The sequence below is a fragment of the Benzoatithermus flavus genome (genome assembly GCF_037908215.1).
GTDB classification, from domain to species: Bacteria; Pseudomonadota; Alphaproteobacteria; order Geminicoccales; family Geminicoccaceae; genus Benzoatithermus; species Benzoatithermus flavus.
In genome coordinates this window covers 1-23405 of record NZ_JBBLZC010000037.1, presented here as the reverse complement: position 1 = coordinate 23405, position 23405 = coordinate 1, and the positions used below count along the sequence as shown (strand labels likewise).

Genomic DNA, 23405 nt, shown 5'->3' with positions numbered 1-23405 from the left:
GCATCGCCATGAGCCGCCAGCAAGGTGTGACCATCCTCGGGATCTTCGTCGTCGACCTCGCCTTCCGCGCCGGCCGCCTGCCGGTCATGGGCGAGACGATCTTGGGCGACGGCTTCAAGATGGGGCCGGGCGGCAAGGGCTCGAACCAGGCCGTGGCGGCGGCGCGCGCCGGGGCCGGGGTGACCTTCCTCACGCGTGTCGGGGCCGACGAGTTCGGATCGCTCGGGCGGCGGACCTGGGAGGCGGAAGGCATCGACACGAGCCGGTTGATCACGAGCGAGCGGGAGCCTACGGGTGCCGCCTTCATCTTCGTGAGCAGCGAGAGCGGCGACAACGCGATCATCGTCGAGCCGGGCGCTGCCGCCGAGCTGTCGGCCGCGGACGTCGAGGCCGCGGCGGATGCGATCCGACATGCCGCCGTGTTCGTGACCCAGCTCGAGCAGCCGGTCGCGACGGCCTCCCGGGCGCTCGGGATCGCGAGAGCGGCCGGTGTCGTGACGGTGCTGAACCCGGCCCCGGCCGCCCATCTTCCGGACGCGATCTTCGCGCTCTGCGACTACGTCACGCCCAACGAGACCGAGGCCGCAGCGCTCACCGGCATCACGGTGGCGAGCGTGGACGATGCCAGACGAGCCGCGGACGTGCTGCTCGCCAAGGGTGCGGGTGCCACGGTCCTCACGCTCGGCGAGCGCGGGGCGCTTTTTCATGATCGCGAGCGATCGGTGCTGGTGCCGGCCTTCGCGGCCGGGCCTGTGGTGGAGACCACGGGTGCGGGCGATGCCTTCAACGGCGCCTTCGCCGCCGCGCTCGCCGAGGGTATGGACCCGGTCTCGGCGGTGCGCTTCGGCTGCGCCGCCGCCGGGATCTCGGTGACACGGCCGGGCACGGCACCTTCCATGCCCACGCGGGCCGAGATCGAGGCCCTGCTCGAGCGCGGACCCGGACGATGAGTGACAGCCATCTCGAGTCCGCCCGCGCGCGTGATCCGATCAGGCACGTCTTCATATGGCCGGCGGTGCTGGTGGTGCTGATCGTCTCGATCTTCCCACTCGTCTACTCGCTCACCACGAGCTTCATGAGCTTCCGGCTGATCCCGCCCACACCGCCGCGCTTCGTGGGCTTCGACAATTATCTGAACCTCCTGCAGCAGCCCCGTTTCTGGCGCGTGATCGGCACGACCTCGCTGATCGCGTTCACGGCCGTGGCCCTGCAGTACGTGATCGGCTTCGCCGTGGCGCTGGCGCTCCATGCCAAGGTGCCGGGCGAGCGGCTGTTCCGCGTGGGCTTCCTTCTGCCGATGCTGCTCGCGCCCGTGGCGGTGGCGCTGGTGGCGCGGATGATCTTCAATCCCACCATGGGGCCGCTCAACCAGCTCATGACGCATCTGGGCTTCCCGAACCTGCCGTTCCTCACCGAGACGCGCTGGGCGCTCGGGGCCATCATCGCGGTCGAGGTCTGGCAGTGGACCCCCTTCGTGATCCTCCTGATGCTGGCCGGCCTGCAGACGCTTCCCGACGAGGTCTACGAGGCGGCCGAGATCGAGGGGGCGACCCCCTGGCAGCAGTTCAAGGACATCACTTTTCCGATGATGCTGCCGATCTCGGCCGCGGTCGTGTTCATCCGCCTGATCGAGAGCTACAAGATCATCGACACCGTGTTCGTCATGACCGGCGGCGGCCCCGGCATCTCGACCGAGACGCTGACGCTGTTCGCCTATCAGGAGGGCTTCAAGAAGTTCAACCTCGGCTACACCTCGGCCCTGAGCTTTCTCTTCCTCATCGTCATCACGGTGATCGGCACGGTCTATCTCGCCCTCCTGCGGCCGCACCTGGAGAAGCGGCGATGAGCCCTTCCCGCCCCGCCACCGGCCTCGGACCGATCGGCCGGGCCATCGTCACGGCCTTGTGCTTCTTCTGGGCCTTCCTCACGCTGTTCCCGCTCTACTGGGTCGTGGTGACGGCCTTCAAGACGCCTCCTGCGGTCGTGGGCGGACCGACCTACATCCCCTTCGTCGACTTCGAGCCGTCGCTGCAGGCTTGGTACGACATCGTGGCCGGCATTCGCGGCGAGTTCGTCGAGACCTTCTGGCACTCGACCGCGGTCGGCCTGACCTCGGCCTCGATCGCCACCCTGCTGGGTGCCATGGCGGCCTACGCGCTCGTGCGCTTCCCGTTCCGGGTGCGACTGCTCTCGGGCATCGTCTTCTTCGCCGCCGCCCTCGGCGGTTATCTCCTACTCACGGGCTGGCTCGGGCTGTCCCGTGCGCAGGCGCTGCTTGCGGCCTTTCCGGTGGCGCTCCTCGCCTCGCTCGTCGTGAACCGGCTGCCCGTGCCAGGGCCGGTGCTCGGCAACGAGGACATCATCTTCTGGTTCGTGAGCCAGCGCATGTTCCCGCCGATCGTGACGGCGTTCGCGCTCTACCTCATGTACACCGAGATCGGCCGCATGGGCTTCAAGCTCATCGACACGTTCTGGGGGCTGACACTCTGCTATACGGCGTTCTCGCTGCCGATCGTGGTCTGGCTCATGCGCGACTTCTTCCAGGCGCTGCCGGTCGAGGTCGAGGAGGCGGCCATGGTCGACAACGTGCCGAGCTGGCGGATCTTCGCCGAGATCGTGCTGCCGATGTCGCTGCCGGGACTGGTGGCCACCTTCCTGATCACGCTGAGCTTCGTCTGGAACGAGTTCCTGTTCGCGCTCTTCCTCACCACCTCGGACTGGCAGACCCTGCCGATCCTGGTCGCGGGCCAGAACAGCCAGCGCGGCGACGAGTGGTGGGCGATCTCGGCCGCGGCTCTCATCGCCATCGTGCCGATGATGGTGATGGCGGCGCTCCTCAGCCGGCTGATGCGGTCCGGCCTGCTGCTCGGAGCCATCAAGTAGCGACCGCGTGCATGAACGAACGACTTCAGGGAGACGATAGGATGAGAAAGCTTCTGCTCGCTGCCGCGAGCGCGCTGGCGCTGGCCGCGACGGTCACGGTTGCCGAGGCCGCGTGCAACCCCGACTACTCCAAGGTCAAGATCACGATCGGAACCCAGACCGGCCCCTACATCGCCTCGGCCTTGACCCAGGCGGCGGCGGTGTGGAAGGAGAAGACCTGCGGCACGGTGAATGTGGTCGAGTTCCCGTGGTCGGAGCTCTACCCCAAGATCGCGACGGCGCTCTCGGGCGGGGAGGCCACCTTCGACGCCATCACCTTCGCTCCGGCCTGGACGCCGGACTTCACGCCGTTCCTGACCGAGATGCCGGCCGCGATGCGGCAGGGCAAGGACTGGGAGGACATCCACCCGGTCTACCGCGAGCGGCTGATGGTGTGGGACGGCAAGGTGCTCTCCCAGACCATGGACGGTGACCTGCACGCCACCACCTACCGGATCGACCTGTTCGAGGATCCGAAAGAGAAGGCGAACTTCAAGGCCAAGTACGGCTACGATCTGGCGCCGCCCAAGACCTGGAAGCAGTATCTCGACATCGCCGAGTTCTTCACCCGGCCCGAGCAGAATCTGTGGGGCACGGCCGAGGCGTTCCGGCGTGGCGGGCAGCAGTTCTGGTTCTTCTTCAGCCACGCCGCGGCCTACACCAACCATCCCGACCATCCGGGCTCGATGTTCTTCGATCCCGAGACGATGGACGCGCAAATCAACAATCCGGGCTGGGTACGCGGCCTCGAGGAGTACATCCGCGCCTCGAAGCTCGCCCCACCCAACGCGCTCAACTTCTCGTTCGGCGAGGTGAACGCCGCCATGGCGGGTGGTCAGGTCGCGGAATCGATCGGCTGGGGCGATACGGGCGTGATCGCGGCCGATCCCAAGCAGTCGAAGATTCCGGGCAAGGTCGGCTCGTCGGTGCTGCCGAGCTCGGACGAGGTGTGGAACTACAAGGCCAAGAAGTGGGACAAGTTCCCGGAGCCCGTCCAGACTTCCTTCATGGCGTTCGGCGGCTGGCAGATCGCCGTGCCACAGGCCTCCAAGAACCAGGAGGCGGCCTGGAACTTCATCCAGACGCTGACGAGTCCCGAGGTCTCGGGCAAGGCGGCGGTCACGGGCGGTACCGGCGTCAATCCCTACCGCTACAGCCACGTGCAGAACCTGGACCGGTGGAAGGGGCTGTTCACCGAACGCGAGGCCAAGGAATATCTGGGCGCTCAGCTGGACTCCATGAATGCCAAGAACGTGGCGCTCGATATGCGCTTGCCCGGCTACTTCAGCTACACCGAGGTGCTCGAGATCGAGCTCTCGAAGGCTCTCGCCGGTGAGGTGACGCCGCAGCAGGCGCTCGACAACGTGGCCAAGGAGTGGAACCGGCTGACCGACGAGTTCGGCCGCAAGACCCAGCTCGCCGCCTATCGCGCGTCGATGGGCCTGCCGCCGCTCTGACGATGTCCTGCCGCCGGATGGTTCCCGCCCGGCGGTGCTCTTCTCACGATGAAAAGAACACCATGGCGCAGGTAAGCCTCTCGCGGGTCACGAAGCGGTTCGGCGAGATCACGGTCATTCCCGAGCTCGATCTCGAGATCGCGGACAAGGAGTTCGTGGTGCTGGTCGGGCCTTCGGGCTGCGGCAAGACTACGACCTTGCGGATGATCGCCGGGCTCGAGCTCGCGAGCTCGGGAACGATCCGGATCGGCGAGCGCGACGTCACGACCTTGCGGGCAGGCCTGCGCAACTGCGCCATGGTGTTCCAGAACTACGCGCTCTACCCGCACATGACCGTGCGCCAGAACATCGCCTACGGCATGAAGGTGCGCGGCGTGCCGAAGGAGGAGCGGGAGCGGGCGGTCGAGGAGGCGGCACGCATCCTGGGACTGCAGCCGCTGCTCGACCGCCGGCCGAAGCAGCTCTCGGGCGGGCAGCGCCAGCGGGTCGCGATCGGCCGCGCCATCGTGCGCCGGCCCGACGTGTTCCTGTTCGACGAGCCGCTCTCGAACCTCGATGCCAAGCTCCGGATCGAGATGCGCACCGAGATCAAGCAGCTTCACCGCCGGCTCGGCAACACCGTGGTCTACGTCACCCACGACCAGGTCGAGGCCATGACGCTGGCCGATCGGGTCGTGGTCATGCACCAGGGCCGGATCGAGCAGGCCGCCCGCCCGCTCGAGCTCTACGAGCGCCCGGCCAACACGTTCGTGGCGGGCTTCATCGGGGCCCCGTCGATGAACTTCCTGCCGGCCGAGATCGCGGACGGCGACCTCGTGCTCGGCGACGGCAGCCGCATGCCTCTGCCCGAGCCGTTCCTGCAGCGCCTGGGGCCGCCGAACGGTCGGCGGCAGGTGACGCTGGGGCTCCGGCCCGAGCACGTGACGGGCGGCGACGAGACGGCACCCCTGCGTCTCGTGGTGCGCGAGATCGAGCCTTTGGGCCCGACCCAGCTCGCCATCGGCGAGCTCGCCGGCCACCGCTTCATCGCCCAGCTCCCGCCGCACTGGCCGCTCGCGATCGACCGGCCGTGCGGGATCGTGCCCGATCCGGCCCGGCTCCATCTGTTCGATCCCCTGACCGGCCGGGCGCTCTGAAGCTCACCGCGCGCCGCGCGGCACGACGGTCTGGAGCACCTCGAAGCCCTCGAACATCGGGTGGCCGAGATAGAGCGGCTTGTTGTCGCCGGCATGGCGGTGCGCCAGGCGGAACGCCTCCGAGCGCGTCCAGGCCTCGAAGTCCTCGCGCGAGCGCCAGACCGTGTGCGAGGCGTAGAGCACGTGGTCCTCGCGTTCCGGCCCTTTCAGGAGATGGAACTCGACGAAGCCCGGCACGCCCTCGAGGTGGGTGTCGCGGCCGAGCCAGACCGCCTCGAAATCGGCCTCGCTGCCCTTTTTCACGGCAAAGCGGTTCATGGCGATGAACATGCGCGAAGATCTCCCGCAACGGTTCGGCCTTTCGAACATGCCCGCCGGAACGCCGCCGGCAAGGGAGCGAGAGGCTTTTTCGCGAGCACGGGCGGCCCGGCCCCACGAACGTCAGAGATGGAAGTCGCCGGATGTCGCGCTGTCCGGGGCCGGCCCCGTGTCGCCCGGACCGAACACGAACAGGTCGGCGCCCGCCTCGCCGTGGAGGCGGTCCCAGCCGGCATCGCCCCGGATCAGGTCGGCGCCGAAGCCGCCCCGAAGCACGCCATCGCCGCCGAGGCCGCGCAGCGTGTCGGTGCCGTCGGTGACACCCGGCGCGTACCGGGTGACGGCGAGGTCGTAGTCCTCGTCGGGCAGATCGTCCGGCATCGGCACGCGAGCCTGTCCGGTCGACGAATTTTCCTGCAACGGGCGATATCGGCGCGTCGCGTCAGGCAGCCGCGAGCGGCGCCTCGATCCGGCACACCAGTCCTTCCGGCCGCCATTCCATCCGCACCTCGCCCCCCGGCCGATGCCCGAACAGCTCGGCGAGCAGACGGGTGCCGAAGCCCTGGCGTCCGGGCGGCTCGACCGACGGCCCGCCCTCCTCGCGCCAGACCAGCCGCAGCGTGGAACGATCGTGCCCGACGATGCCGGCCCCGATCAGGACACGGCCCCGGGGAGCCGCGAGCGCTCCATGCTTGACGGCGTTCGTGGCGAGCTCGTGGAGGGCCAGCGCCAGGTCCTGGGCCAGCCTGGCGCTCACGACCACCTTCGGCGCCACATGCAGCACGAAGCGCTGCCCGCCATCGAGGCCGTGCGGCAGGAGAGCCCGCCGCACCAGCGCCTCGAGGCTCGCGGTCTCCCAATCGGCGCCGGTCAGGAGCTCGTTGGCGCTCGCGAGCGCCCGCAGCCGATGCTGGAAGGCCTCGCGGAACGCCTCGTAGCTTTCCGCCTGCCGGCCGGTGAGAAGGGCCATGTTCTGCACCACGGCGAGGATGTTCTTGACCCGGTGGCGGAGCTCGCGCACGAGCAGCGCCTGCCGGTCGTCGGCCCGCCACCTGCCCGTCGTGGCGCAGCTCGCGACATCGTCACCGTGCTCCTGGCGGTGATAGGCCGGCATCGGCGCGGGGACGTCGCGGGTCGCGAGCTCGTGTGGCGCATGGCCGAGCCCCCGCTCCACGGTCGGCTTCGCCGATGCGACGGTACCGGCCCTGCCGATGACGGGAGCGCCGTCGACCGCCGTATCGACGGTCCCGCGCCGCCGGGCCTCGCTCGCGGCGCGGTGGAGCTCCACCCGGCGGCGTGCGGCGCAGACGGCGTCGAGGCCGAGCCCGACCAGCCCGAAAAGGACGAGGCCGAGCAGACAGGCGGCGCCAAGAACGAGATCGAGCCGGTACCGGGCAGCGCGGGCACGCGCGGTCAGCTCGTCGATTCGTGCCCAGCTCTCCGTCTCGACGATGGTCGCGAGGGTGCGCAGCCGCGCTACGGGGTCCCCGCCTTTCGCGGGCGGAATGTCGCGGGGCTGCTCCGACAGTGCTTCTCGCCCGGACGCGCCCGGCTCCTCGAGTTCGGCCAGGCCGGCCCGCACGAGCTGCCGGAGCTCGACGGCCCTTCCCTGCAGCAGGCCGCTCGCCTCGGCAGCATCGAGGTAGGCGAGATCGGCCTCGACGCGCGCGGCGGCTGCCCGATAGCGTTCCAGAGCCGACGGCATGCGCGTGTGCAGGAACTCGTGCCGGGCGCTCTCGGCATCATCGAGATTGCCGAGGCTCGACTTGACGAGCCGCAGGAGCTCGAACGTGTGCCGCTGCCCGTCGACAACGGCGCTCAGATGCCCGATGTCGCGCTGGACGAGCGGCACGACGAGCAGAAAGAACACGAGGCCCGCGAGCAGAACCGCGGTGGGCCTCCGCTCCCGCGTCCACCACCGGATCGGGCCGGCGCACGCCGGCTCCCTGCCAGGAGCGCAGGCGCCGTCGACCCACATACCTGCCGACATGTCGATGGCCCCAAGCCGCCGGACACACCTCAAATCTGGTCCGGTCTGGTTTTATTCAACTATCGATAAGATACCGTGGCTGAGTGGCGCGATTATCAGCTCGGGATGCTCTAACGCAAGAGGCTAACAAAGGCTCTTTTGCCGCAGTGCAGCATGATCTGCGAAAGATCCCGCCTATCTACTCATGGTTGTTCAGCGCCTTTTATTGATATACATCGAAATATTATACCAGCGCCTTGTTGGCTTCTTGCCGGCGATGGCAATCACGACCTCGTCGAGGTGCCACGTGTCGCCGGGTCGAGATAGCCGGCGCGCGAGGGTCCGGGGGACGGGATCATGCCGAGCAGGCAGCTGCCTTCCCACTCGCCGGCAACCGGCCTCGTCCCGAGCTGACGGTGCCGTCCGAACGGAGTTCTCTGTGCTGCAGCGCCCGCTGCAGGCCAGAATGTCCGAGCAGGAGCTCGACCGCGTTGCCGAGCCGCTCGCTCTCCACCACGAGGAGCTGCACGAAGCAGCGCCGCTCGGCCTCGTCCAGATCGGGGTAGTCGCGCAGGATCTCGGCTGCCGAGCGGATCGAGGCCAGCGGTGTCCGCAGCTCGTGCTCGATCTGCTCGTAATGGAGCCCGCCAGCGGCAGTCCTGCCCAGCCCGATCATCGCCGCCCTCCGTCATCGGCCGCCCCCACCCGGGACGGCACCGGGCCGATCGCCTTCGGCATGGCGTCACTCGCCAGGAAACCGCGCCGCGACGTCCAGCGAGGAGCGCACGCCGATGGCATCTTTGTGGCGAGCGAGGAAGCCCTCGGCCTGCCCGCGACCAAGGGTGAACAGCTCGGCCAGGAACGCCGCATCGCCTACGGCAAGCTTGCTCGTCGCGTCCAGCCGCGCCAGCGCCGCCTCGGCCTCGATCAGGTGCAGGCGCACCGGCCGACGACCGATCCCGAGCCTGCCGGCAAGCCGGCGCAGCCGCGCCAGCGCCCCCTGCCCGCCACGATCGAGCGCTCGGCCGAGCGCGGCGATGGCGTGCATCTCGCGCAAGAAGCCGGCGTTGAACGCCAGCACCTGCAGACGCTCGCGGATCGCCCGCGCGCTGGTCGGCAGTGCCTCGATCCGGATCGGGTCGATCTGCACGATCAGTGTGTCGCCGCAATCCGTGCCGGTCACCAGCGGCAGCACCGGCGGGTTCGCGATGTAGCCGCCGTCCCAGTAGTGCTCACCGTCGATCTCGATGGCATGAAACAGCTGCGGCAAACATGCCGAGGCAAGCACCGCATCGAGGCTGATCGCCTCGGGCCCGAACACCTTGAGCTGGCCGGTGCGGGCGTTGGTGGCGCAGACGAACAGCTTCACCGGCGCCTGCCGCCGCAGCCGGGCGAAGTCGATCGTGTCCTCGAGCACGACCCGGAGCGGATTGTAGCCGGCAGGATTGAGGTCGTAGGGCGAGGCCACCTGCGAGATGCCGGCCAGCCAGAGCCGGCCCAGCGCCCGGCCGGTGACGCGCTCGAGCGGGCCGAACGCCAGCGGGCTGCTGCGCGCCATCACGGCGAGCCGGTCCCAGAACGCGGCGAGCGCGGCACGAGCCCCCTCGTGTCCGCCGACCGCGAGCCCGTGCGCCATGACGGTGGCGTTCATGGCACCGGCGCTCGCCCCGGAAACGCCGACGATCTCGAGATCGGGCTCCTCCAGGAGCCGGTCGAGCACGCCCCAGGTGAAGGCGCCATGCGCCCCGCCGCCCTGCAGCGCCAGGTTGATCCGTCGCCTGCCGCGAGGCGGCCCGGTGCGTACGGGCCGGCGTGCTGCCGCCATCCGATCCCGGAGGACCGGAGCCGATGGCACGGCAGCGGCGTCCCGCAGGGCCGCGATCGCGCCCATCGGGCGCGTCCGGTTCAGGACGTCAGCCATGCGGCCGGACGGGAAGCTTCGCCGCCGTCGTCTGCCGGCGCGCGAGCGCCACCGCGCGCCGTGCCGCCTCCTCGTAGGCGAGCTGCGGGAGGTCGGCGCGCGTGAGGCGCAGATCGCGCATCAGCTCGCGGTCCGAATGGCTCTCGAGCTGGGCGAGCATGGCCCGAAAGGCGCGTTGCCGGTACCAAAGGCGCTGGATGGTCTCGAGCAGGTCCATGGATCCGATCCCTATGAGACCGGCCCTGGCGGGATCGTGCCCGCGAAGGCCGGGAGATTGCGACCGACCGGGCTGGGCGGCCACGCTCCCTGACCTGCCGGGCCTCTCGACGGGCCCACAAGTCAAGAAATGCTATCGGACCGACGGCGGCACCAGCCGCAATGCTGCACTGCAGCATTGCAGGAGAGGGTGGATCAGGCGGCGATGCCATGGCCCGATGCACGGGCCCGGCGACCGGGAGCCCGGGCATCGTCGGCTCAGCCGGTGTTGCGCAGGCCGGCAGCGATCCCGTTGATCGTCAGCTGGATCCCGCGCAGCACCCGCTCGTCGCCGTCCGACGCGCGGTGCCGGCGCAGCAGCTCCACCTGCAAGTGGTTCAGCGGGTCGAGATAGGGCAGGCGATGCCGCAGCGAGCGCGCCAGCAGCGGATTGCCTTCGAGCAGCGAGCGATGGCCCATGATCGCCAGCAGAGCCTCGGTCGAGGCCTGCCATTCGGTCCGGATCCGCTGGAACACCGCCTCACGCAGCTCGGCGTCCGCCACCAGCGCAGCGTAGCGCGAGGCGATGGCGAGGCTGCTCTTGGCCAGCACCATGTCCATGTTCGACAACAGCATCTGGAAGAACGGCCACTCGGCATACATCGCCTGCAGCACCGACATTCCGTCCTCGGGGTGTGCCTCGAGCCACGCCCCGACCGCGGTCCCGAAGCCGTACCAGCCCGGCAGCATCAGCCGGCACTGCGCCCAGCTGAACACCCAGGGGATCGCCCGCAGGTCCTCGATGCTCCGTGTCCGCTTGCGCGAGGCCGGCCGGCTGCCGATGTTGAGCGTCGCGATCTCGCCGATGACCGTGGATTCCCAAAAATAGCGTTCGAAGCCCGCAGTCTCGTATACGAGGCCGCGATAGGCCCGGTAAGCATGGGCCGACAGCTCCTCCATCGCCGCCAGATACGCCTCGCGCGGTGCCGCCCGGTCCGGCTGCAGCAGACTCGCTTCCAGCGTCGCCGCGGCGAGGACCTCGAGGTTGCGCCGCCCGAGCTCGGGGTTGGCATACTTGCCGGCGATCGTCTCGCCCTGCTCGGTGATGCGGATCTGCCCCTGCACGGCGCCGCCGGGCTGGGCCAGGATCGCCTGGTAGCTCGGGCCGCCGCCCCGGCCCACCGAACCGCCCCGGCCGTGGAACAGCCGCAGCCGGATGCCGTGCCGGCGGAACACCTCGACCAGGCCGATCTCCGCCTTGTACAGCTCCCAGCCGGAGGTGACGAACCCGCCATCCTTGTTGCTGTCGGAATAGCCGAGCATGACCTCCTGCACCCGGCCGCGGCGCTCCAGCAGGCGCCGGTATCCGGGCAGGCTCAGGAGCTCGTCCATGACGCGCGGGCAGCGCTGCAGGTCCGGGATCGTCTCGAACAGCGGGACGATGTTCACGTCCAGAGCACCCTCGCCCGGCCGCAGCAGCCCGGCTTCCTTGAGCAGCAGCGCCACCTCGAGCACGTCCGAGATCCCCTCGGCCTTGGAGATGATGCAGCTCGTCACCGCGGCCGGGCCATAGAGCCGGCGCATCTCCGCGGCGGTCCTGAAGATCGCGAGCTCCGCGTTCGTCTCCTCGGAATAGGCCACGAAGGGGGAGGCCAGCAGCCGTGGCGTCGCGAGCTCCTCCAGCAGAAGGGCGATGCGCGCCGTCTCGGCGAGCCCGGCATAGAAGGTGCCGGGGCGGGCGACCTCGAGCAGCTCGCCGACCGTGCGCTCGTGGACCTCGGCATTCTGGCGCAGGTCCAGGCTGGCGAGGTGGAACCCGAACAGATCGACCGCCCGCCTGAGGTGACGCAGCCGCCCGCGCGCCAGGATGGCCGAGCCGTTCTCCTTGAGCGAGCGGTCGAGGATGTCGAGCTCGGCCCGCAGTTCGTCGGCGGATCCGTAGGGCGGGGCGTCGCCCACCGGATGGCGCTGCACCTCGGGCAGGCCGAGGGCGTGCGCCGTCGCAGCCAGGCGGGCATAGACGCCGGAGATGGCGCGCCGGTAAGGCTCGTCCCGACGGCGCTCGGAGCGGTCCGGCGAGCGGTCGGCCAGCGCTTGCAGCGGCTCGGAGACACAGACGTTCCGGCTGTTGAGCGAGAGCTCGCCGCCGAGCTCGTGCAGCTCCTCGAGGTAGAAGCCGAGCGCGCGGGTGCTCTGCAGCCGTATGGCCCGACGCAGCACGTCGGCGGTGACGAACGGGTTGCCGTCGCGGTCGCCCCCGATCCAGCTGCCCATGCGCAAGAAGGAGGGGACCTCCCTCTCGGCCCAGGTCGGATCGAGCACGGCGAGCCTGTCCTCGAGCGCGGTGTAGAGCCGTGGCAGCTCGTGCAGGAAGGTGGTGCCGTAATAGGAGAGGCCGTTCTCGACCTCGTCGAGGACGGTGAGCCTGGTCCAGCGCAGGATGCTGGTCTGCCACAGGATGAGCACGGCCCGCCGTAGGGCCTCGTCGCTCGTCGCCCGCTCCTCCGGCGTGAGCCGGACCCGCTCGCGCTCGGTCAGCAGCCGCGCGATCTCCATCTCGCGGTTCTGCGCGCTCTTGCGCCGGACCTCGGTGGGGTGAGCGGTGAGCACGGGGCTGACCACGGCATCGGCGAAGAAGGCCCGGAGCTGGTCGGGCGTGATGCCGGCCTGCTGCGCGCGGTCGAGGGCATGCGCCAAGGTGCCTTCGCGTGGCGGCGAGCCGGCCAGGTCGTGCGCGCGGGTGCGGCGGATGTGGTGCAGGTCCTCGGCGATGTTGGCGAGGTGGGAGAAGTAGCTGAAGGCGCGGATGATCCGGGTGGTCTGCTTGGGCGACAGGCCGTTCAGCAGGGTCTCGAGCTCGGCGCGCGCAACTTGATCCTCGTCGCGGTGGAAGCGGACGGAGGTCTGTCGGATGCCCTCGACCAGGCCGAACACGGTCTCGCCCTCCTGGGCACGCACCGTATCGCCGAGGATGGTGCCGAGCAGGCGGATGTCCTCGCGCAGCGGCAGGTCCTTGGCAACCGTCTCGCCTTGGTGCAGCTCGGCCAAGCTCATCGCGATCTGCTCCCGATGACCGTTGCCATGGAAAGACGGCCCGGCTCGGCGCCGCGGCCATATGCCATACGAAGGTACGCCGGGCCGAACAGGCAGAAGGGACGTGAAGGCTCGGGGCATCTCCCGGCATGAAGCCCGGTCGGCGAAGGCTACTCGGGGAATCGTCTGTCCTCAAGGTCCGGAGCGGAGCAGCAGGCATGCTCCGTTGCCCCGAGCGGGCATTGGCACATGGCTTGCTTGTGCCGCAGCGAGAACTCCCGTGGAGGTTCCGCCTTGAAGGTCCTGCTCGCCGACACCGACCCGGATCGGGCGCGCCTCGTCGAGGCCCGGCTCGTCGCGGCCGGTGCCACGGCGAGCGTACGGCCACGGGCGGGCGAAGCCTTGCGGGACGCGGTGGCGCGGGAACGGCCGGACCTCATCATCGTCGACATGGCCCGCCCCGACCGCGACGCCCTCGACGATATCCGCCACATCGCGAGGGACGATCCGCGACCGGTGGTGATGTTCGTCGACCACGACGATCCCGCGTTCATGGAGGCCGCGATCGAGGCCGGGGTCAGCTCCTACAACGTGGTGGGCGCTTCGCTGCCGGACGTGAAGCCGATCGTGGCCGCGGCGGTGGCGATGTTCCGGCGCTACCGCAGGATCGAGGACGAGCTGCGCCGGGCCGAAGCCGCGCTCGAGGAGCGGCGGCTCGTCGAGCGGGCGAAGGCGCTGCTCATGCGACGGCAGAGGCTGAGCGAGCCCGCAGCCTATCGCTGGCTGCGCCGACGGGCGATGGATCGGGGCCTGCGGATCGTAGACATCGCGGCCGAGCTCGTGGCGCGCGAGGAAACGGGAGAGGAGGATCGGGGCGATGCCGGATGATGCGTGGCCGGTCAGGCTGGGCCTTTTGCGCCTGACCGACGCCGCACCGGTGTTTCTGGCCGAAGCGCTCGGTCTCTTCGCGGCCGAGGGTGCCGCGGTTCAGCTCTCGGTCGAGCCGTCCTGGGCCAACATCGCCGACAAGCTCGCCTTCGGCCTGCTCGATGCGGCGATGATGCTGCCGCCCTTGGCGCTCGCCATGGAGTTCGGGCTGCGCGGACCAAAAGCGCCGCTCGTCGTGCCGATGGGCTTGAGCCTCAACGGCAACTCGATCGTTCTGACGCGGAAGCTGGCCGATGCCGTGCTCGAGGGCGACGAGCGCCTCTCCCCGCCCGAGGCCGGGCAGCGGCTCCGGCACCTCCTCCGCTCGCGCCCCCGGCGGCCGCGGCTCGCCGTGGTCCACACCTTCTCGACCCACGATCTGCTCTTGCGCTGCTGGCTCGCCGCGAGCGGCATCGACCCGGAGCAGGACGTCGAGCTGGTCGTGGTGCCGCCGGTGGAAACGGCCGCAGCGCTCGCATCGGGTCGGATCGACGGCTTCTGCGCCGGTGCGCCGTGGGGTGCGGTGGCGGCACGGTCCGGCATCGGACGGACCGTCTTGCTGTCGTCCGCCATCTGGCCGAACCATCCCGAGAAGTGCCTAGCGGCGCGGGCCGATTGGGCGGCGCGGCATCCGGCGGAGTTGCAGGGGCTGCTGCGGGCGCTGTTGCGGGCAAGCGCGATCTGCGGCGATCCGGTCGAGGCGGGAGCGCTGGCGGTGCTCCTAGCGGCGCGGGCGCGTGTCGGGGTGCCCGCCGAGTTGATCGCGCCTTCGCTCGGCAGTGGCGAAAGCGCCGACGTCGACCGTTCGCTGTTCGCGGCGCACGCGGCCACCTTTCCCTCTCGCGCGCACGCGCGATGGCTCACGCGCCAGATGGGGCGCTGGCGCGCGCTACCGGCGGATGCGGCAGCGAAGGCCGAGCGGCTCTACCGGCCCGACCTCTACGCCGAGGCGGCGCGGGCGATAGGCCTCCGCGAGCTGCCCGATCCGTCCTGACGCGGAACAAACACCGCGAGGGCCGGAAGGAGGAGACGAGCGAACGACACTGCCGGGCCACGAGTCCCTGTCATTCTCGTTCGCTCGTCCCGCGAGGACTTCGCTCGCTGCACCGGCCGGCTCGAACCTCGATCCGCCGCGCCACCTTCTCCGGCTGCCTTCTCCGGCTACCTCCTTCCGCATTCTCACCCCTTCGAACGCGAAGCTCGGACCGTGCTGGAAACGACGGCAGAACGGTGGAAGTGCCCAGGAATTGGGCACGATTGCGCTCAACCCTTGTGCACTGCAGCAGCAGCGATCACCGCGCGAGCCCTCGATCTGCGGGTCCGAATACCTGGCATCGGATTTGCTCTCGAGGTGATATGACCGCTCCTTCGCCGGCATCGTGCCGGCCGCGGTCCGGGCATCCGTCAACGGCGGCGGCGGCCCGCGAACCGGGGCGCTACAGGCGGCCTCCGACCCGTGACCGGCGAACCAACGGCGGTTCGCCCTCAGGGCTTCTCTCATGAACAAGGGCTTCCTCGAGGCAGGACATCTGCCCACCCTCGTCGCTGCGTTCCTCTACTTCGATCTCAGCTTCATGGCCTGGGTGATCCTGGGCCCGCTCGCGGTCCAGATCGCCCAGGATCTTGCGTTGAGTCCGGCCCAGAAGGGCCTGATGGTGGCGACACCGGTCCTGGCCGGTGCTTTCTTCCGCGTGGTGAACGGCATTCTCGTCGATCACCTGAAGCCGAAGCGCGCCGGCGCGATCGGCCAGCTCGTGGTCATCGCCGGACTCGTGGCCGCCTGGTGGCTCGGCGTACACAGCTTCGTCCAGTTGCTGCTCGTCGGGCTCGTCCTCGGTGTTGCCGGCGCTTCCTTCGCCGTGGCGCTGCCGCTGGTATCGCGCTGGTACCCGCCCGAGCATCAGGGCACGGCGCTCGGCATCGCAGGCGCCGGCAACTCGGGCACGGTGCTGGCAGCGCTGCTCGCACCGGGCCTGGCCGCGGCGTTCGGCTGGAACGACGTGCTGGGTCTCGTCTCGATCCCGCTGGCGGCGACGTTCCTGGTCTATCTCGTCCTTGCCAAGGACAGCCCCGACTGCCCGCCGCCCAAGAGCCTCGCCGAGCATCTCGAGGTGCTCCAGACCGGCGACGCCTGGTGGTTCATGTTCTTCTACAGCGTGACCTTCGGCGGCTTCGTCGGCCTCGCCTCCTCGCTCACGATCTACTTCAACGACCAGTACGGACTGAGCCCGGTCATCGCGGGCTACTTCACGGCCGCCTGCGTCTTCGCGGGCTCGCTCGTGCGGCCTCTGGGCGGTGCGGTCGCCGATCGGGTCGGCGGCGTGCGCTCGCTCAGCGTTCTCTACGCCGTGGCAGCGCTGGCGCTCGGCATCGTCAGTATCGGGCTGCCGCAAGCGTGGATGGCGCTTCTGGTCTTCGTCATCGCCATGCTGGCGCTCGGCATGGGCAACGGGGCCGTGTTCCAGCTCGTGCCGCAGCGCTTTCGCCGCGAGATCGGCGTGATGACCGGCCTCGTCGGCATGACGGGCGGTGTCGGCGGCTTCTATCTCGCCTCCAGCCTCGGCTACGCCAAAGAGCTCACCGGCGACTACCAGGCGGGCTTTCTTCTGTTCGCGCTCCTCGCCGCCATAGCGCTCGCGGGGCTCTCCAGGGTCAAGCGCCGCTGGCGCACGACCTGGGGCGCTGCCGCCCTGAGCGCGGCGCGGATCTGAGCCGACCCTCACGCGGAGCACGTCGCCATGAACATGCAGGCTTACGAGAGGAAGCGGCTCGTCGTCGTCGGCAACGGCATGGCCGGGATGCGCACGGTCGAGGAGGTGCTGGCGCGGGCACCCGACCGGTTCCGGATCACCGTCTTCGGTGCCGAGCCGCACCCGAACTACGACCGCATCATGCTCTCGCCACTGCTCGCGGGCGAGAAGCGGTTCGAGGACATCGTCATCAACAGGCTCGACTGGTACGAGGCCAACGGTATCGAGCTCGTGGCCGGCGAGCGGGTCGTCCACGTCGACCGCGAAGCCAGGCTCGTCGCCGGCGAGCACGGGACCGTCCGACCCTACGACGTCCTGCTGCTCGCTACCGGCTCCGACCCGTTCGTCATTCCTGTGCCGGGGACGGATCTTGCGGGCGTCGTCACCTTCCGCGACGTCGCCGACGTCGAGACGATGCTGGAGGCGGCCCACCGCGGTGGCCGGGCCATCGTCATCGGCGGCGGCCTCCTGGGCCTCGAGGCCGCGAATGGGCTCGCCCGGAACGGGATGGAGGTGACCGTCGTCCACCTCGTGCCCACGCTCATGGAGCGCCAGCTCGACCCCACCGCGGGTGCCATGCTCGCGGCCGATCTCGAGCGGCGCGGAATCCACGTGCTCACCGCGGCCGATACCGAAGCACTGCTCGGTGAGGATCGTGTGCGGGCCGTCCGGCTGAAGGACGGCCGCGAGCTTCCGGCCGATCTCGTCGTCATGGCCGTCGGCATCCGACCGAACGCGGCGCTCGCCCGCAGCATCGGCCTCGAGTGCCGCCGCGGCGTGGTGGTCGACGACGGCATGCGGACCTCCGATCCGCGGATCTTCGCCGTTGGCGAGTGCGTCGAGCACCGGGGCGTCACCTACGGGCTCGTGGCGCCGATCTGGGACATGACCAAGGTCTGCGCCGACCGGCTGACGGGCGCGGCCGAGAGCGTCTTCGCAGCCGCGGTAAGCGGCACGCGGCTCAAGGTGACCGGCATCGACATGTACTCGGCCGGCGACTTCGTGGGCGGCGCGGGCAGCGAGGAGGTCGTGTTCCGCGATCCCGCACGCGGCGTCTACAAGCGCCTCGTGCTCCGCGAGGAGCGCCTCGTAGGCGTCGTCCTCTACGGTGATGCGCGTGACGGCGGCTGGTACCTCGATCTCCTGCGCCGCGGCGAGCCTCTGGGCGAGCTGCGCGACCTCGCCATCTTCGGTGAGGCGGTCGCGACCGCAGCGCAAGGCAGCGGTGCCCCGGCCGATCCGGCGGCGGCGCTCGCGGCGCTCCCGGCCGAGGCCGAGATCTGCGGCTGCAACGGCGTGTGCAAGGGCAAGGTCCTGAACGCCATCGAGGCCCAGGGCCTCAAGACGCTCGATGCCGTGCGCGCGCACACCAAGGCCTCGGCTTCCTGCGGGAGCTGCACGCCCAAAGTCGAAGGGCTGCTGAAGCTGGCCCTCGGCACGGGCTACACGGCCCCCGAAGGCGAGAAGCCCATGTGCCGGTGCACAGGCCTCGGGCACGACCGGGTGCGGCGCGAGATCGTCGAGCGGGGTCTGAAATCGATCCCGGCGGTCATGGCCGAGCTCGGCTGGACCACGCCCGACGGCTGCCACATCTGCCGTCCGGCGCTCAACTTCTACCTGCTCTGCGCCTGGCCCGGCGAGTATCGGGACGACGCCCAGTCCCGCTTCGTCAACGAGCGGATGCACGCGAACATCCAGAAGGACGGCACCTACTCGGTGGTCCCGCGCATGTGGGGCGGGCTCACCAACGCGCACGAGCTGCGCGCCATCGCCGACGTGGTCGAGAAGCACCGGATCCCGACCGTCAAGGTCACGGGCGGGCAGCGGATCGACCTTCTCGGCGTGCGTCGCGAGCAGCTCCCGGAGGTCTGGCGCGATCTCAACGCGGCGGGCCTCGTCTCCGGCCACGCTTACGGCAAGGCGCTGCGCACCGTGAAGACCTGCGTGGGCTCGGAATGGTGCCGTTTCGGCACGCAGGATTCGACCGCCATGGGCATCGCCCTCGAGCGGATGGCCTGGGGCTCCTGGCACCCGCACAAGGTGAAACTCGCGGTCTCGGGCTGCCCGCGCAACTGCGCGGAAGCCACGATCAAGGACTTCGGCGTGGTCGCGGTCGAGAGCGGCTGGGAGCTGCACGTGGCCGGCAACGGCGGCATCAAGGTCCGGGTGACCGATCTCTTGTGCAAGGTGGCGACAAAGGAGGAGGTGCTCGAACATTGCGGCGCCTTCCTTCAGCTCTACCGCGAGGAGGCGCGCTACCTCGAGCGGACGGCGCACTGGGTCGAGCGGGTCGGGATCGATCATGTCCGCCGGCGCATCGTCGCGGACGAGGCGGGGCGGAAGGCGCTCCACGAGCGCTTCCTCCACGCCCAGCGCTTCGCCCAGACCGATCCCTGGGCCGAGCGGGCCAGCGCCGTCACGCGAAGAGCCGAAACTCCCGCGGCCGAGCCGTTCCGCACCCTGGTACCGGCGGAGTGAGGCCGATGACGACCGAAACCCTGACGAACTACTGGGTCGCCGTCGGCCAGGTCGAGGATATCCCGCGCCAGGGGGCCAGGGTGGTGGCGACACCCATGGGTGACGTCGCCCTGTTCCGCACCCTGCGCGACGAGGTGTTCGCCCTCGACGACCGCTGCCCGCACAAGGGCGGTCCGCTCTCAGCGGGCATCGTCCACGGCCGGTCCGTGACCTGCCCCCTGCACAACTGGGTCATCGACCTCGCGAGCGGCGAAGCTCTGGCGCCGGACCGCGGCTGTGTACGCCGCATCCCGGTACGCATCGAGCACGGCGGCGTGCTGCTCGACCTCAGTGGCCGGAGGCGGTCATGACCGAGGCCGGTGTGCGGACCACCTGTCCCTATTGCGGCGTGGGTTGCGGGGTGATCGCCCGCCCCGACGGCAGCATCGTGGGCGATCCGGAGCATCCTGCGAACCGCGGCCGGCTGTGCTCCAAGGGGTCGGCCCTGGCCGAGACGCTCGCGGACGAGGACCGGCTCACCCATCCGCTCCTTCACGGTCGGCGGGTGAGCTGGAACGAGGCGCTCGATCTCGTCGCCGAGCGCTTCGCGGCCGTGATCGCCGAGCACGGGCCGGACGCGGTCGCCTTCTATGTCTCGGGGCAGTGCCTGACCGAGGACTACTACGTCGCCAACAAGCTGATGAAGGGCTTCATCGGCAGCGCCAACATCGACACCAACTCGCGTCTGTGCATGGCCTCCACCGTCGCCGGCCATGGGCGCGCCTTCGGCGCCGACGTGGTGCCCGGCATCTACGACGACCTCGAGGAGGCCGATCTCGTCGTCCTCGTCGGCAGCAACGCCGCCTGGTGCCATCCGGTGCTGCATCGGCGCCTGCTCGCGGCGAAGGCCCGCCGCGGCACGCGGATCGTCACGATCGACCCGCGCCGCACCGCTGCCTGCGAGGAGGCCGACCTGCATCTGGCGCTGGCACCCGGCAGCGACGTGGCCTTGCTCGCGGGCCTCATCGTCCACCTCGCCGACCACGATGCCCTCGATCGGGCTTGGCTCGACGCGCACGCGAGCGGGCTCGAGGAGACGCTGGCGACGGCCCGGACCACGGCCGGCGACCTCGACCGGGTCGCCGCGATCACCGGGCTCGCGCGCAGCGACATCGCCCTTTTCTATGACTGGTTCGCCACGACGCCGCGGACCGTCACCGCCTTCTCGCAGGGCGTGAACCAGTCCTCGGCCGGGACCGACAAGGTCAATGCCATCATCAACTGCCATCTCGCCACCGGCCGGATCGGCAAGCCCGGTGCCGGCCCGTTCTCGCTCACGGGCCAGCCCAACGCCATGGGCGGGCGCGAGGTCGGCGGCCTCGCCAACCAGCTCGCCGCGCACGGCCGGTTCGATGATCCCATCGACGTCGAGCGCGTGCGGGCGTTCTGGCGCGCTCCCAATCTCGCCACCCGGCCGGGCCTGAAGGCGGTCGAGATGTTCGAGGCCGTCCGCGACGGTCGCATCAAGGCCCTTTGGATCGTCGCGACCAACCCGGCCGCGAGCCTGCCACGGGCGCAGCGGGTGCGCGAGGCGCTGGAAGCCTGCCCGTTCGTCGTCGTCTCGGACTGCTGGCCCACCGACACGACCGCTCTCGCCGACCTCGTTCTGCCTGCGGCGGGCTGGGGTGAGAAGGACGGCACCGTCACCAATTCCGAGCGGCGGCTCTCGCGCCAGCGTCCGTTCCGGAAACCGCCCGGCGAGGCGAAGGCCGACTGGTGGATTCTGGCCCAGGTCGCACGGCGCATGGGCTGGGACGAGGCCTTCGCCTGGAACGGGCCGGCCGCGATCTTCCGCGAGCATGCGACGCTTTCGGCCATGCTGAATGCTGGCCGTCGGCCGTTCGATCTGGGTGCCCTCGCGACGCTCGATTCCGCCGCCTACGATGCTCTCGAGCCCTGCCGCTGGCCGTTGCCGGCGGGCGCTGCGAGCGAGGGTGGGCGGCTGTTCGCGGCGGGCGGCTTTCCTACGCCCGACGGCCGCGCCCGGCTCGTGCCGACACCGTTCCGTCCGCCCGCGCAGCAGCCGGACGCCGAGCGGCCGCTCCTCCTCAACACCGGCCGGGTGCGCGACCAGTGGCACACCATGACCCGCACCGGTCGCGTGCCGAAGCTCCTCGCCCATATCGGTGCACCGACCGCGACGCTCGCCCCTGGCGATGCGGCCCGGCTCGGCATCGCCGACGGCGGCCTCGTCCGCCTGACGAGCGCCGACGGCAGCCTGGTCTTGCACGCCGCCGTGAGCGCGACCCAGCGCGAGGGCGAGGTCTTCGTGCCGATGCATTGGACCCATGCCTTCGCTTCGGCCGGACCGGTGGCGCGGCTGGTCGGCGCAGCGTGCGACCCGGTCTCGGGCCAGCCCGAGCTGAAGGCGACGCCGGTCGCGGCCGAGCCGGTCGCGATCCGCTGGCGCGGCCTCCTGCTGCATCGCCGGCCGGTCGCTCCGGCCGAGCCCGACATTCACTGGTCCCGCATTCCGCTCGCCCGGGGCCACGCGCTCGAGCTCGCCGGCTCGGGCGAGCTGCCGCAGGGGCAGGCGCTCACGGCGATGGCGTGGCGCCTTCTCGACGTGCCGGCCGCCGCCGACCATCTCGAGGTGGTCGATCCCGGCCGGCGGGTCTGGCGCTTTGCGACGCTGACGAGCGGCCGTCTCGAGGCCTGCCTGTTCCTCGCCGCTGCCGGCAGCGCCGCCCCGCTGCCCACCCGCGAGACGCTGGCCGGGCTTCTGGGCGGACCGGTCGCCGAGGGGGCACGAGCCGCCCTCCTCGCTGGCCGGAGCGCCGGCTGCACCGACGAAGGCGGCCGGACGGTCTGCGCCTGCTTCTCCGTCGGCCTCGCCACGCTGCGCGCGGCCATCGTCGCACGCCGGCTCACCAGCATCGCCGAGCTGGGCTCGGCGCTCCGCGCCGGCACCGGCTGCGGCTCCTGCATCCCCGAGCTCAGGGAGATCATCCGTGACGTCCATGCCGCAGCCGCCGCGTGAGCCGATGACATCCGCGGCCAAGCCCCGCCCGCTCGGCCGGGCGACCCTGATCGGCGCCGGGCCCGGCGATCCCGAGCTTCTGACCCTGAAGGCACTCAAGGCGCTGCAGCAGGCCGACGTGATCCTCTACGACAAGCTCGTCAATCCCGCGATCCTCGAGCTCGCCCGAGGCGGCGCGCGCCGGATCGACGTCGGCAAGCGCTGCGGCCGGCATCCTTTGAGTCAGACCGCGATCAACCGGCTGCTGCTCGAGCATGCGCGGGCCGGAGCGCACGTCGTCCGCCTCAAGGGCGGCGACCCGTCCCTTTTCGCCCGCGGCGGCGAGGAGATCGCGGCCCTGCGCGCTGCCGGGGTGGCGGTCGAGATCGTCCCCGGCATCAGCGCCGCCTTCGCCGCCGCCGCGAGCCTCGGCGTGCCGCTCACCCACCGCGGCATTGCCCGCAGCCTGCACCTCGTCGCCGGCCATGGTCAGGACGACGAGGGCCTGCCCGCGCATGACTGGCAAGCCCTCGCCCGCTCCGGCGGCACGCTCGCGGTCTACATGGGAACCCGGACCCTGCCAGAGCTGGCGGCGTGCCTGCTCGAGGCGGGCATGGCGCCGGGCACGCCCGTGGTCGCGACCGAGAACGCGAGCCTGCCGGACGAGCGGCGGATCGAAGCTAACCTCGCCGGCATCGTCGCGGCCGTGACCGCAGCCGGGCTTAAGGGGCCGACCCTGATCCTGATCGGCGACGTGCTCTCGCTCGTGGCCGTCGAGACGATCCTGGAACGCGACGCGGCCTGAAACGGCCGCGCCGACCACTGGCGGCGACGAAGCACCGGGGTGCGGTCGGGTCGGCGAGCGGCAGCCGCGATACGGGTCAGGCGCTGTCCGTTCGTGCTGCGATCCGCCCCGCCGCTTCGGCCCCGCCGCCGGTGATCGGCATCACGAGCCCGATCCGCCGCACGCTCGGCATGCTGACCGCCATCGACCTCGATGACCAGACGCGCGCCGACGCAGGCGAAGTCGACGATGCGATCGAGCGGCTCGCCGCCGCCCGTGAGGCGTGCTCGGCTTCCTGCTCGCGCACGAGGCGGACGGCGCGCGCACGCAGCTCCGCCGGGTATGGCTTCTTCGTTCCCATGGCTCCATCCTTGCAAATGGTGAAGCCTCCGGGAATCCCGGCGCGGTTCAGAAGAGCGTGGCCTCGATCATTTCGAGGGCCGCTCCTGGCGTGGCCTGCACCACCACGCGCCGTCGTGCCGGCCCGCCTTCCTGCAGCATCTGCGGCTCGGGGGGA

General features: G+C 70.3%; 19 protein-coding genes and 1 pseudogene. 12 read left to right on the top strand and 8 right to left on the bottom strand.

All coding sequences use genetic code 11. The annotated features are described in order from the left end of the window. The first annotated feature begins 8 nt into the window (after window positions 1-8). The 5 genes from rbsK (at window position 9) to U1T56_RS22390 (ending at window position 5515) form a co-directional block, all read left to right on the top strand. The gene (rbsK, locus tag U1T56_RS22410) at window positions 9-950 is read left to right on the top strand and encodes a ribokinase (protein WP_418161737.1); all 942 of its coding nucleotides are present in this window, start codon (window positions 9-11) and stop codon (window positions 948-950) included. Next, entirely contained in the window at window positions 947-1846 is a 900-nt protein-coding gene (locus U1T56_RS22405; protein ID WP_418161736.1) for a carbohydrate ABC transporter permease, read from the top strand. The genes rbsK and U1T56_RS22405 overlap by 4 nt, the downstream gene beginning before the upstream one ends. After that, window positions 1843-2883 carry a carbohydrate ABC transporter permease gene (locus U1T56_RS22400; protein WP_418161735.1) on the top strand — a complete coding sequence of 347 codons (1041 nt, stop codon included), beginning with the start codon at window positions 1843-1845 and terminating at the stop codon, window positions 2881-2883. The genes U1T56_RS22405 and U1T56_RS22400 overlap by 4 nt, the downstream gene beginning before the upstream one ends. Window positions 2884-2924: 41 nt before the next feature. Next, window positions 2925-4379 (top strand): extracellular solute-binding protein, encoded by a 1455-nt coding sequence (locus tag U1T56_RS22395; protein ID WP_418161734.1) that lies wholly within the window; start codon window positions 2925-2927, stop codon window positions 4377-4379. Window positions 4380-4441: 62 nt separating this feature from the next. Beyond that, window positions 4442-5515, top strand: coding sequence for an ABC transporter ATP-binding protein (locus U1T56_RS22390; RefSeq protein ID WP_418161733.1), 1074 nt, complete (start codon window positions 4442-4444; stop codon window positions 5513-5515). Between the two features lie 3 nt (window positions 5516-5518). On the opposite strand, the gene hmuQ is transcribed toward U1T56_RS22390, so the two are convergent. The 7 genes from hmuQ to ppc all read right to left on the bottom strand — a co-directional run bounded on the left by hmuQ (window position 5519) and on the right by ppc (window position 12972). Further along, window positions 5519-5845, bottom strand: coding sequence for a heme-degrading protein HmuQ (hmuQ, locus tag U1T56_RS22385; RefSeq protein ID WP_418161732.1), 327 nt, complete (start codon window positions 5843-5845; stop codon window positions 5519-5521). Between the two features lie 111 nt (window positions 5846-5956). Continuing rightward, on the bottom strand, window positions 5957-6214 hold the full coding sequence (locus U1T56_RS22380) for a calcium-binding protein (protein WP_418161755.1): 258 nt from the start codon (window positions 6212-6214) through the stop codon (window positions 5957-5959). A gap of 61 nt (window positions 6215-6275) precedes the next feature. Beyond that, window positions 6276-7823 carry an HWE histidine kinase domain-containing protein gene (locus tag U1T56_RS22375; RefSeq protein ID WP_418161731.1) on the bottom strand — a complete coding sequence of 516 codons (1548 nt, stop codon included), beginning with the start codon at window positions 7821-7823 and terminating at the stop codon, window positions 6276-6278. Window positions 7824-8157: 334 nt separating this feature from the next. After that, window positions 8158-8478, bottom strand: coding sequence for a histidine kinase dimerization/phospho-acceptor domain-containing protein (locus tag U1T56_RS22370; RefSeq protein WP_418161730.1), 321 nt, complete (start codon window positions 8476-8478; stop codon window positions 8158-8160). 66 nt (window positions 8479-8544) lie between these two features. Next, on the bottom strand, window positions 8545-9627 hold the full coding sequence (locus tag U1T56_RS22365; protein ID WP_418161729.1) for a patatin-like phospholipase family protein: 1083 nt from the start codon (window positions 9625-9627) through the stop codon (window positions 8545-8547). An 88-nt stretch (window positions 9628-9715) separates the two neighbouring features. After that, window positions 9716-9940 carry a hypothetical protein gene (locus U1T56_RS22360; RefSeq protein ID WP_418161728.1) on the bottom strand — a complete coding sequence of 75 codons (225 nt, stop codon included), beginning with the start codon at window positions 9938-9940 and terminating at the stop codon, window positions 9716-9718. A gap of 257 nt (window positions 9941-10197) precedes the next feature. After that, window positions 10198-12972 (bottom strand): phosphoenolpyruvate carboxylase, encoded by a 2775-nt coding sequence (gene ppc, locus U1T56_RS22355; RefSeq protein WP_418161727.1) that lies wholly within the window; start codon window positions 12970-12972, stop codon window positions 10198-10200. 273 nt (window positions 12973-13245) lie between these two features. Here ppc and U1T56_RS22350 point away from each other — a divergent pair, with 273 nt between their 5' ends. The 7 genes from U1T56_RS22350 (at window position 13246) to cobA (ending at window position 22909) form a co-directional block, all read left to right on the top strand. Then, window positions 13246-13839 carry an ANTAR domain-containing response regulator gene (locus U1T56_RS22350; protein WP_418161726.1) on the top strand — a complete coding sequence of 198 codons (594 nt, stop codon included), beginning with the start codon at window positions 13246-13248 and terminating at the stop codon, window positions 13837-13839. Further along, entirely contained in the window at window positions 13829-14872 is a 1044-nt protein-coding gene (locus U1T56_RS22345) for an ABC transporter substrate-binding protein (RefSeq protein ID WP_418161725.1), read from the top strand. The genes U1T56_RS22350 and U1T56_RS22345 overlap by 11 nt, the downstream gene beginning before the upstream one ends. A 505-nt stretch (window positions 14873-15377) precedes the next feature. Next, window positions 15378-16589, top strand: coding sequence for a nitrate/nitrite transporter (locus U1T56_RS22340; RefSeq protein WP_418161724.1), 1212 nt, complete (start codon window positions 15378-15380; stop codon window positions 16587-16589). A gap of 27 nt (window positions 16590-16616) precedes the next feature. Then, window positions 16617-19106 (top strand): nitrite reductase large subunit NirB, encoded by a 2490-nt coding sequence (nirB, locus tag U1T56_RS22335; protein ID WP_418161723.1) that lies wholly within the window; start codon window positions 16617-16619, stop codon window positions 19104-19106. Between the two features lie 5 nt (window positions 19107-19111). Further along, window positions 19112-19456 (top strand): nitrite reductase small subunit NirD, encoded by a 345-nt coding sequence (gene nirD / locus U1T56_RS22330; RefSeq protein WP_418161722.1) that lies wholly within the window; start codon window positions 19112-19114, stop codon window positions 19454-19456. Next, a complete protein-coding gene (locus U1T56_RS22325; RefSeq protein ID WP_418161721.1) occupies window positions 19453-22125 on the top strand; it encodes a molybdopterin-dependent oxidoreductase in 2673 nt (890 codons plus the stop codon). The genes nirD and U1T56_RS22325 overlap by 4 nt, the downstream gene beginning before the upstream one ends. Then, window positions 22106-22909: a uroporphyrinogen-III C-methyltransferase gene (cobA, locus tag U1T56_RS22320; protein WP_418161754.1), complete on the top strand. Its 804-nt coding sequence runs from the start codon at window positions 22106-22108 to the stop codon at window positions 22907-22909. The genes U1T56_RS22325 and cobA overlap by 20 nt, the downstream gene beginning before the upstream one ends. A gap of 179 nt (window positions 22910-23088) precedes the next feature. Here the strand turns inward: cobA and U1T56_RS22315 are convergent. Then, window positions 23089-23265: pseudogene (locus U1T56_RS22315) on the bottom strand (hypothetical protein); the annotation flags it as partial. Window positions 23266-23405: the final 140 nt, after the last annotated feature.

What these genes read in the sequence shown, in the direction of transcription:
- rbsK (WP_418161737.1), top strand. Translation starts at nt 9, where the DNA reads ATGAGCCGCCAGCAAGGTGTGACCATCCTCGGGATCTTCGTCGTCGAC.
- U1T56_RS22405 (WP_418161736.1), top strand. Translation starts at nt 947, where the DNA reads ATGAGTGACAGCCATCTCGAGTCCGCCCGCGCGCGTGATCCGATCAGG.
- U1T56_RS22400 (WP_418161735.1), top strand. Translation starts at nt 1,843, where the DNA reads ATGAGCCCTTCCCGCCCCGCCACCGGCCTCGGACCGATCGGCCGGGCC.
- U1T56_RS22395 (WP_418161734.1), top strand. Translation starts at nt 2,925, where the DNA reads ATGAGAAAGCTTCTGCTCGCTGCCGCGAGCGCGCTGGCGCTGGCCGCG.
- U1T56_RS22390 (WP_418161733.1), top strand. Translation starts at nt 4,442, where the DNA reads ATGGCGCAGGTAAGCCTCTCGCGGGTCACGAAGCGGTTCGGCGAGATC.
- hmuQ (WP_418161732.1), bottom strand. Translation starts at nt 5,845, where the DNA reads ATGTTCATCGCCATGAACCGCTTTGCCGTGAAAAAGGGCAGCGAGGCC.
- U1T56_RS22380 (WP_418161755.1), bottom strand. Translation starts at nt 6,214, where the DNA reads ATGCCGGACGATCTGCCCGACGAGGACTACGACCTCGCCGTCACCCGG.
- U1T56_RS22375 (WP_418161731.1), bottom strand. Translation starts at nt 7,823, where the DNA reads ATGTCGGCAGGTATGTGGGTCGACGGCGCCTGCGCTCCTGGCAGGGAG.
- U1T56_RS22370 (WP_418161730.1), bottom strand. Translation starts at nt 8,478, where the DNA reads ATGATCGGGCTGGGCAGGACTGCCGCTGGCGGGCTCCATTACGAGCAG.
- U1T56_RS22365 (WP_418161729.1), bottom strand. Translation starts at nt 9,627, where the DNA reads ATGGCGGCAGCACGCCGGCCCGTACGCACCGGGCCGCCTCGCGGCAGG.
- U1T56_RS22360 (WP_418161728.1), bottom strand. Translation starts at nt 9,940, where the DNA reads ATGGACCTGCTCGAGACCATCCAGCGCCTTTGGTACCGGCAACGCGCC.
- ppc (WP_418161727.1), bottom strand. Translation starts at nt 12,972, where the DNA reads ATGAGCTTGGCCGAGCTGCACCAAGGCGAGACGGTTGCCAAGGACCTG.
- U1T56_RS22345 (WP_418161725.1), top strand. Translation starts at nt 13,829, where the DNA reads ATGCCGGATGATGCGTGGCCGGTCAGGCTGGGCCTTTTGCGCCTGACC.
- U1T56_RS22340 (WP_418161724.1), top strand. Translation starts at nt 15,378, where the DNA reads ATGAACAAGGGCTTCCTCGAGGCAGGACATCTGCCCACCCTCGTCGCT.
- nirB (WP_418161723.1), top strand. Translation starts at nt 16,617, where the DNA reads ATGAACATGCAGGCTTACGAGAGGAAGCGGCTCGTCGTCGTCGGCAAC.
- nirD (WP_418161722.1), top strand. Translation starts at nt 19,112, where the DNA reads ATGACGACCGAAACCCTGACGAACTACTGGGTCGCCGTCGGCCAGGTC.
- U1T56_RS22325 (WP_418161721.1), top strand. Translation starts at nt 19,453, where the DNA reads ATGACCGAGGCCGGTGTGCGGACCACCTGTCCCTATTGCGGCGTGGGT.
- cobA (WP_418161754.1), top strand. Translation starts at nt 22,106, where the DNA reads ATGCCGCAGCCGCCGCGTGAGCCGATGACATCCGCGGCCAAGCCCCGC.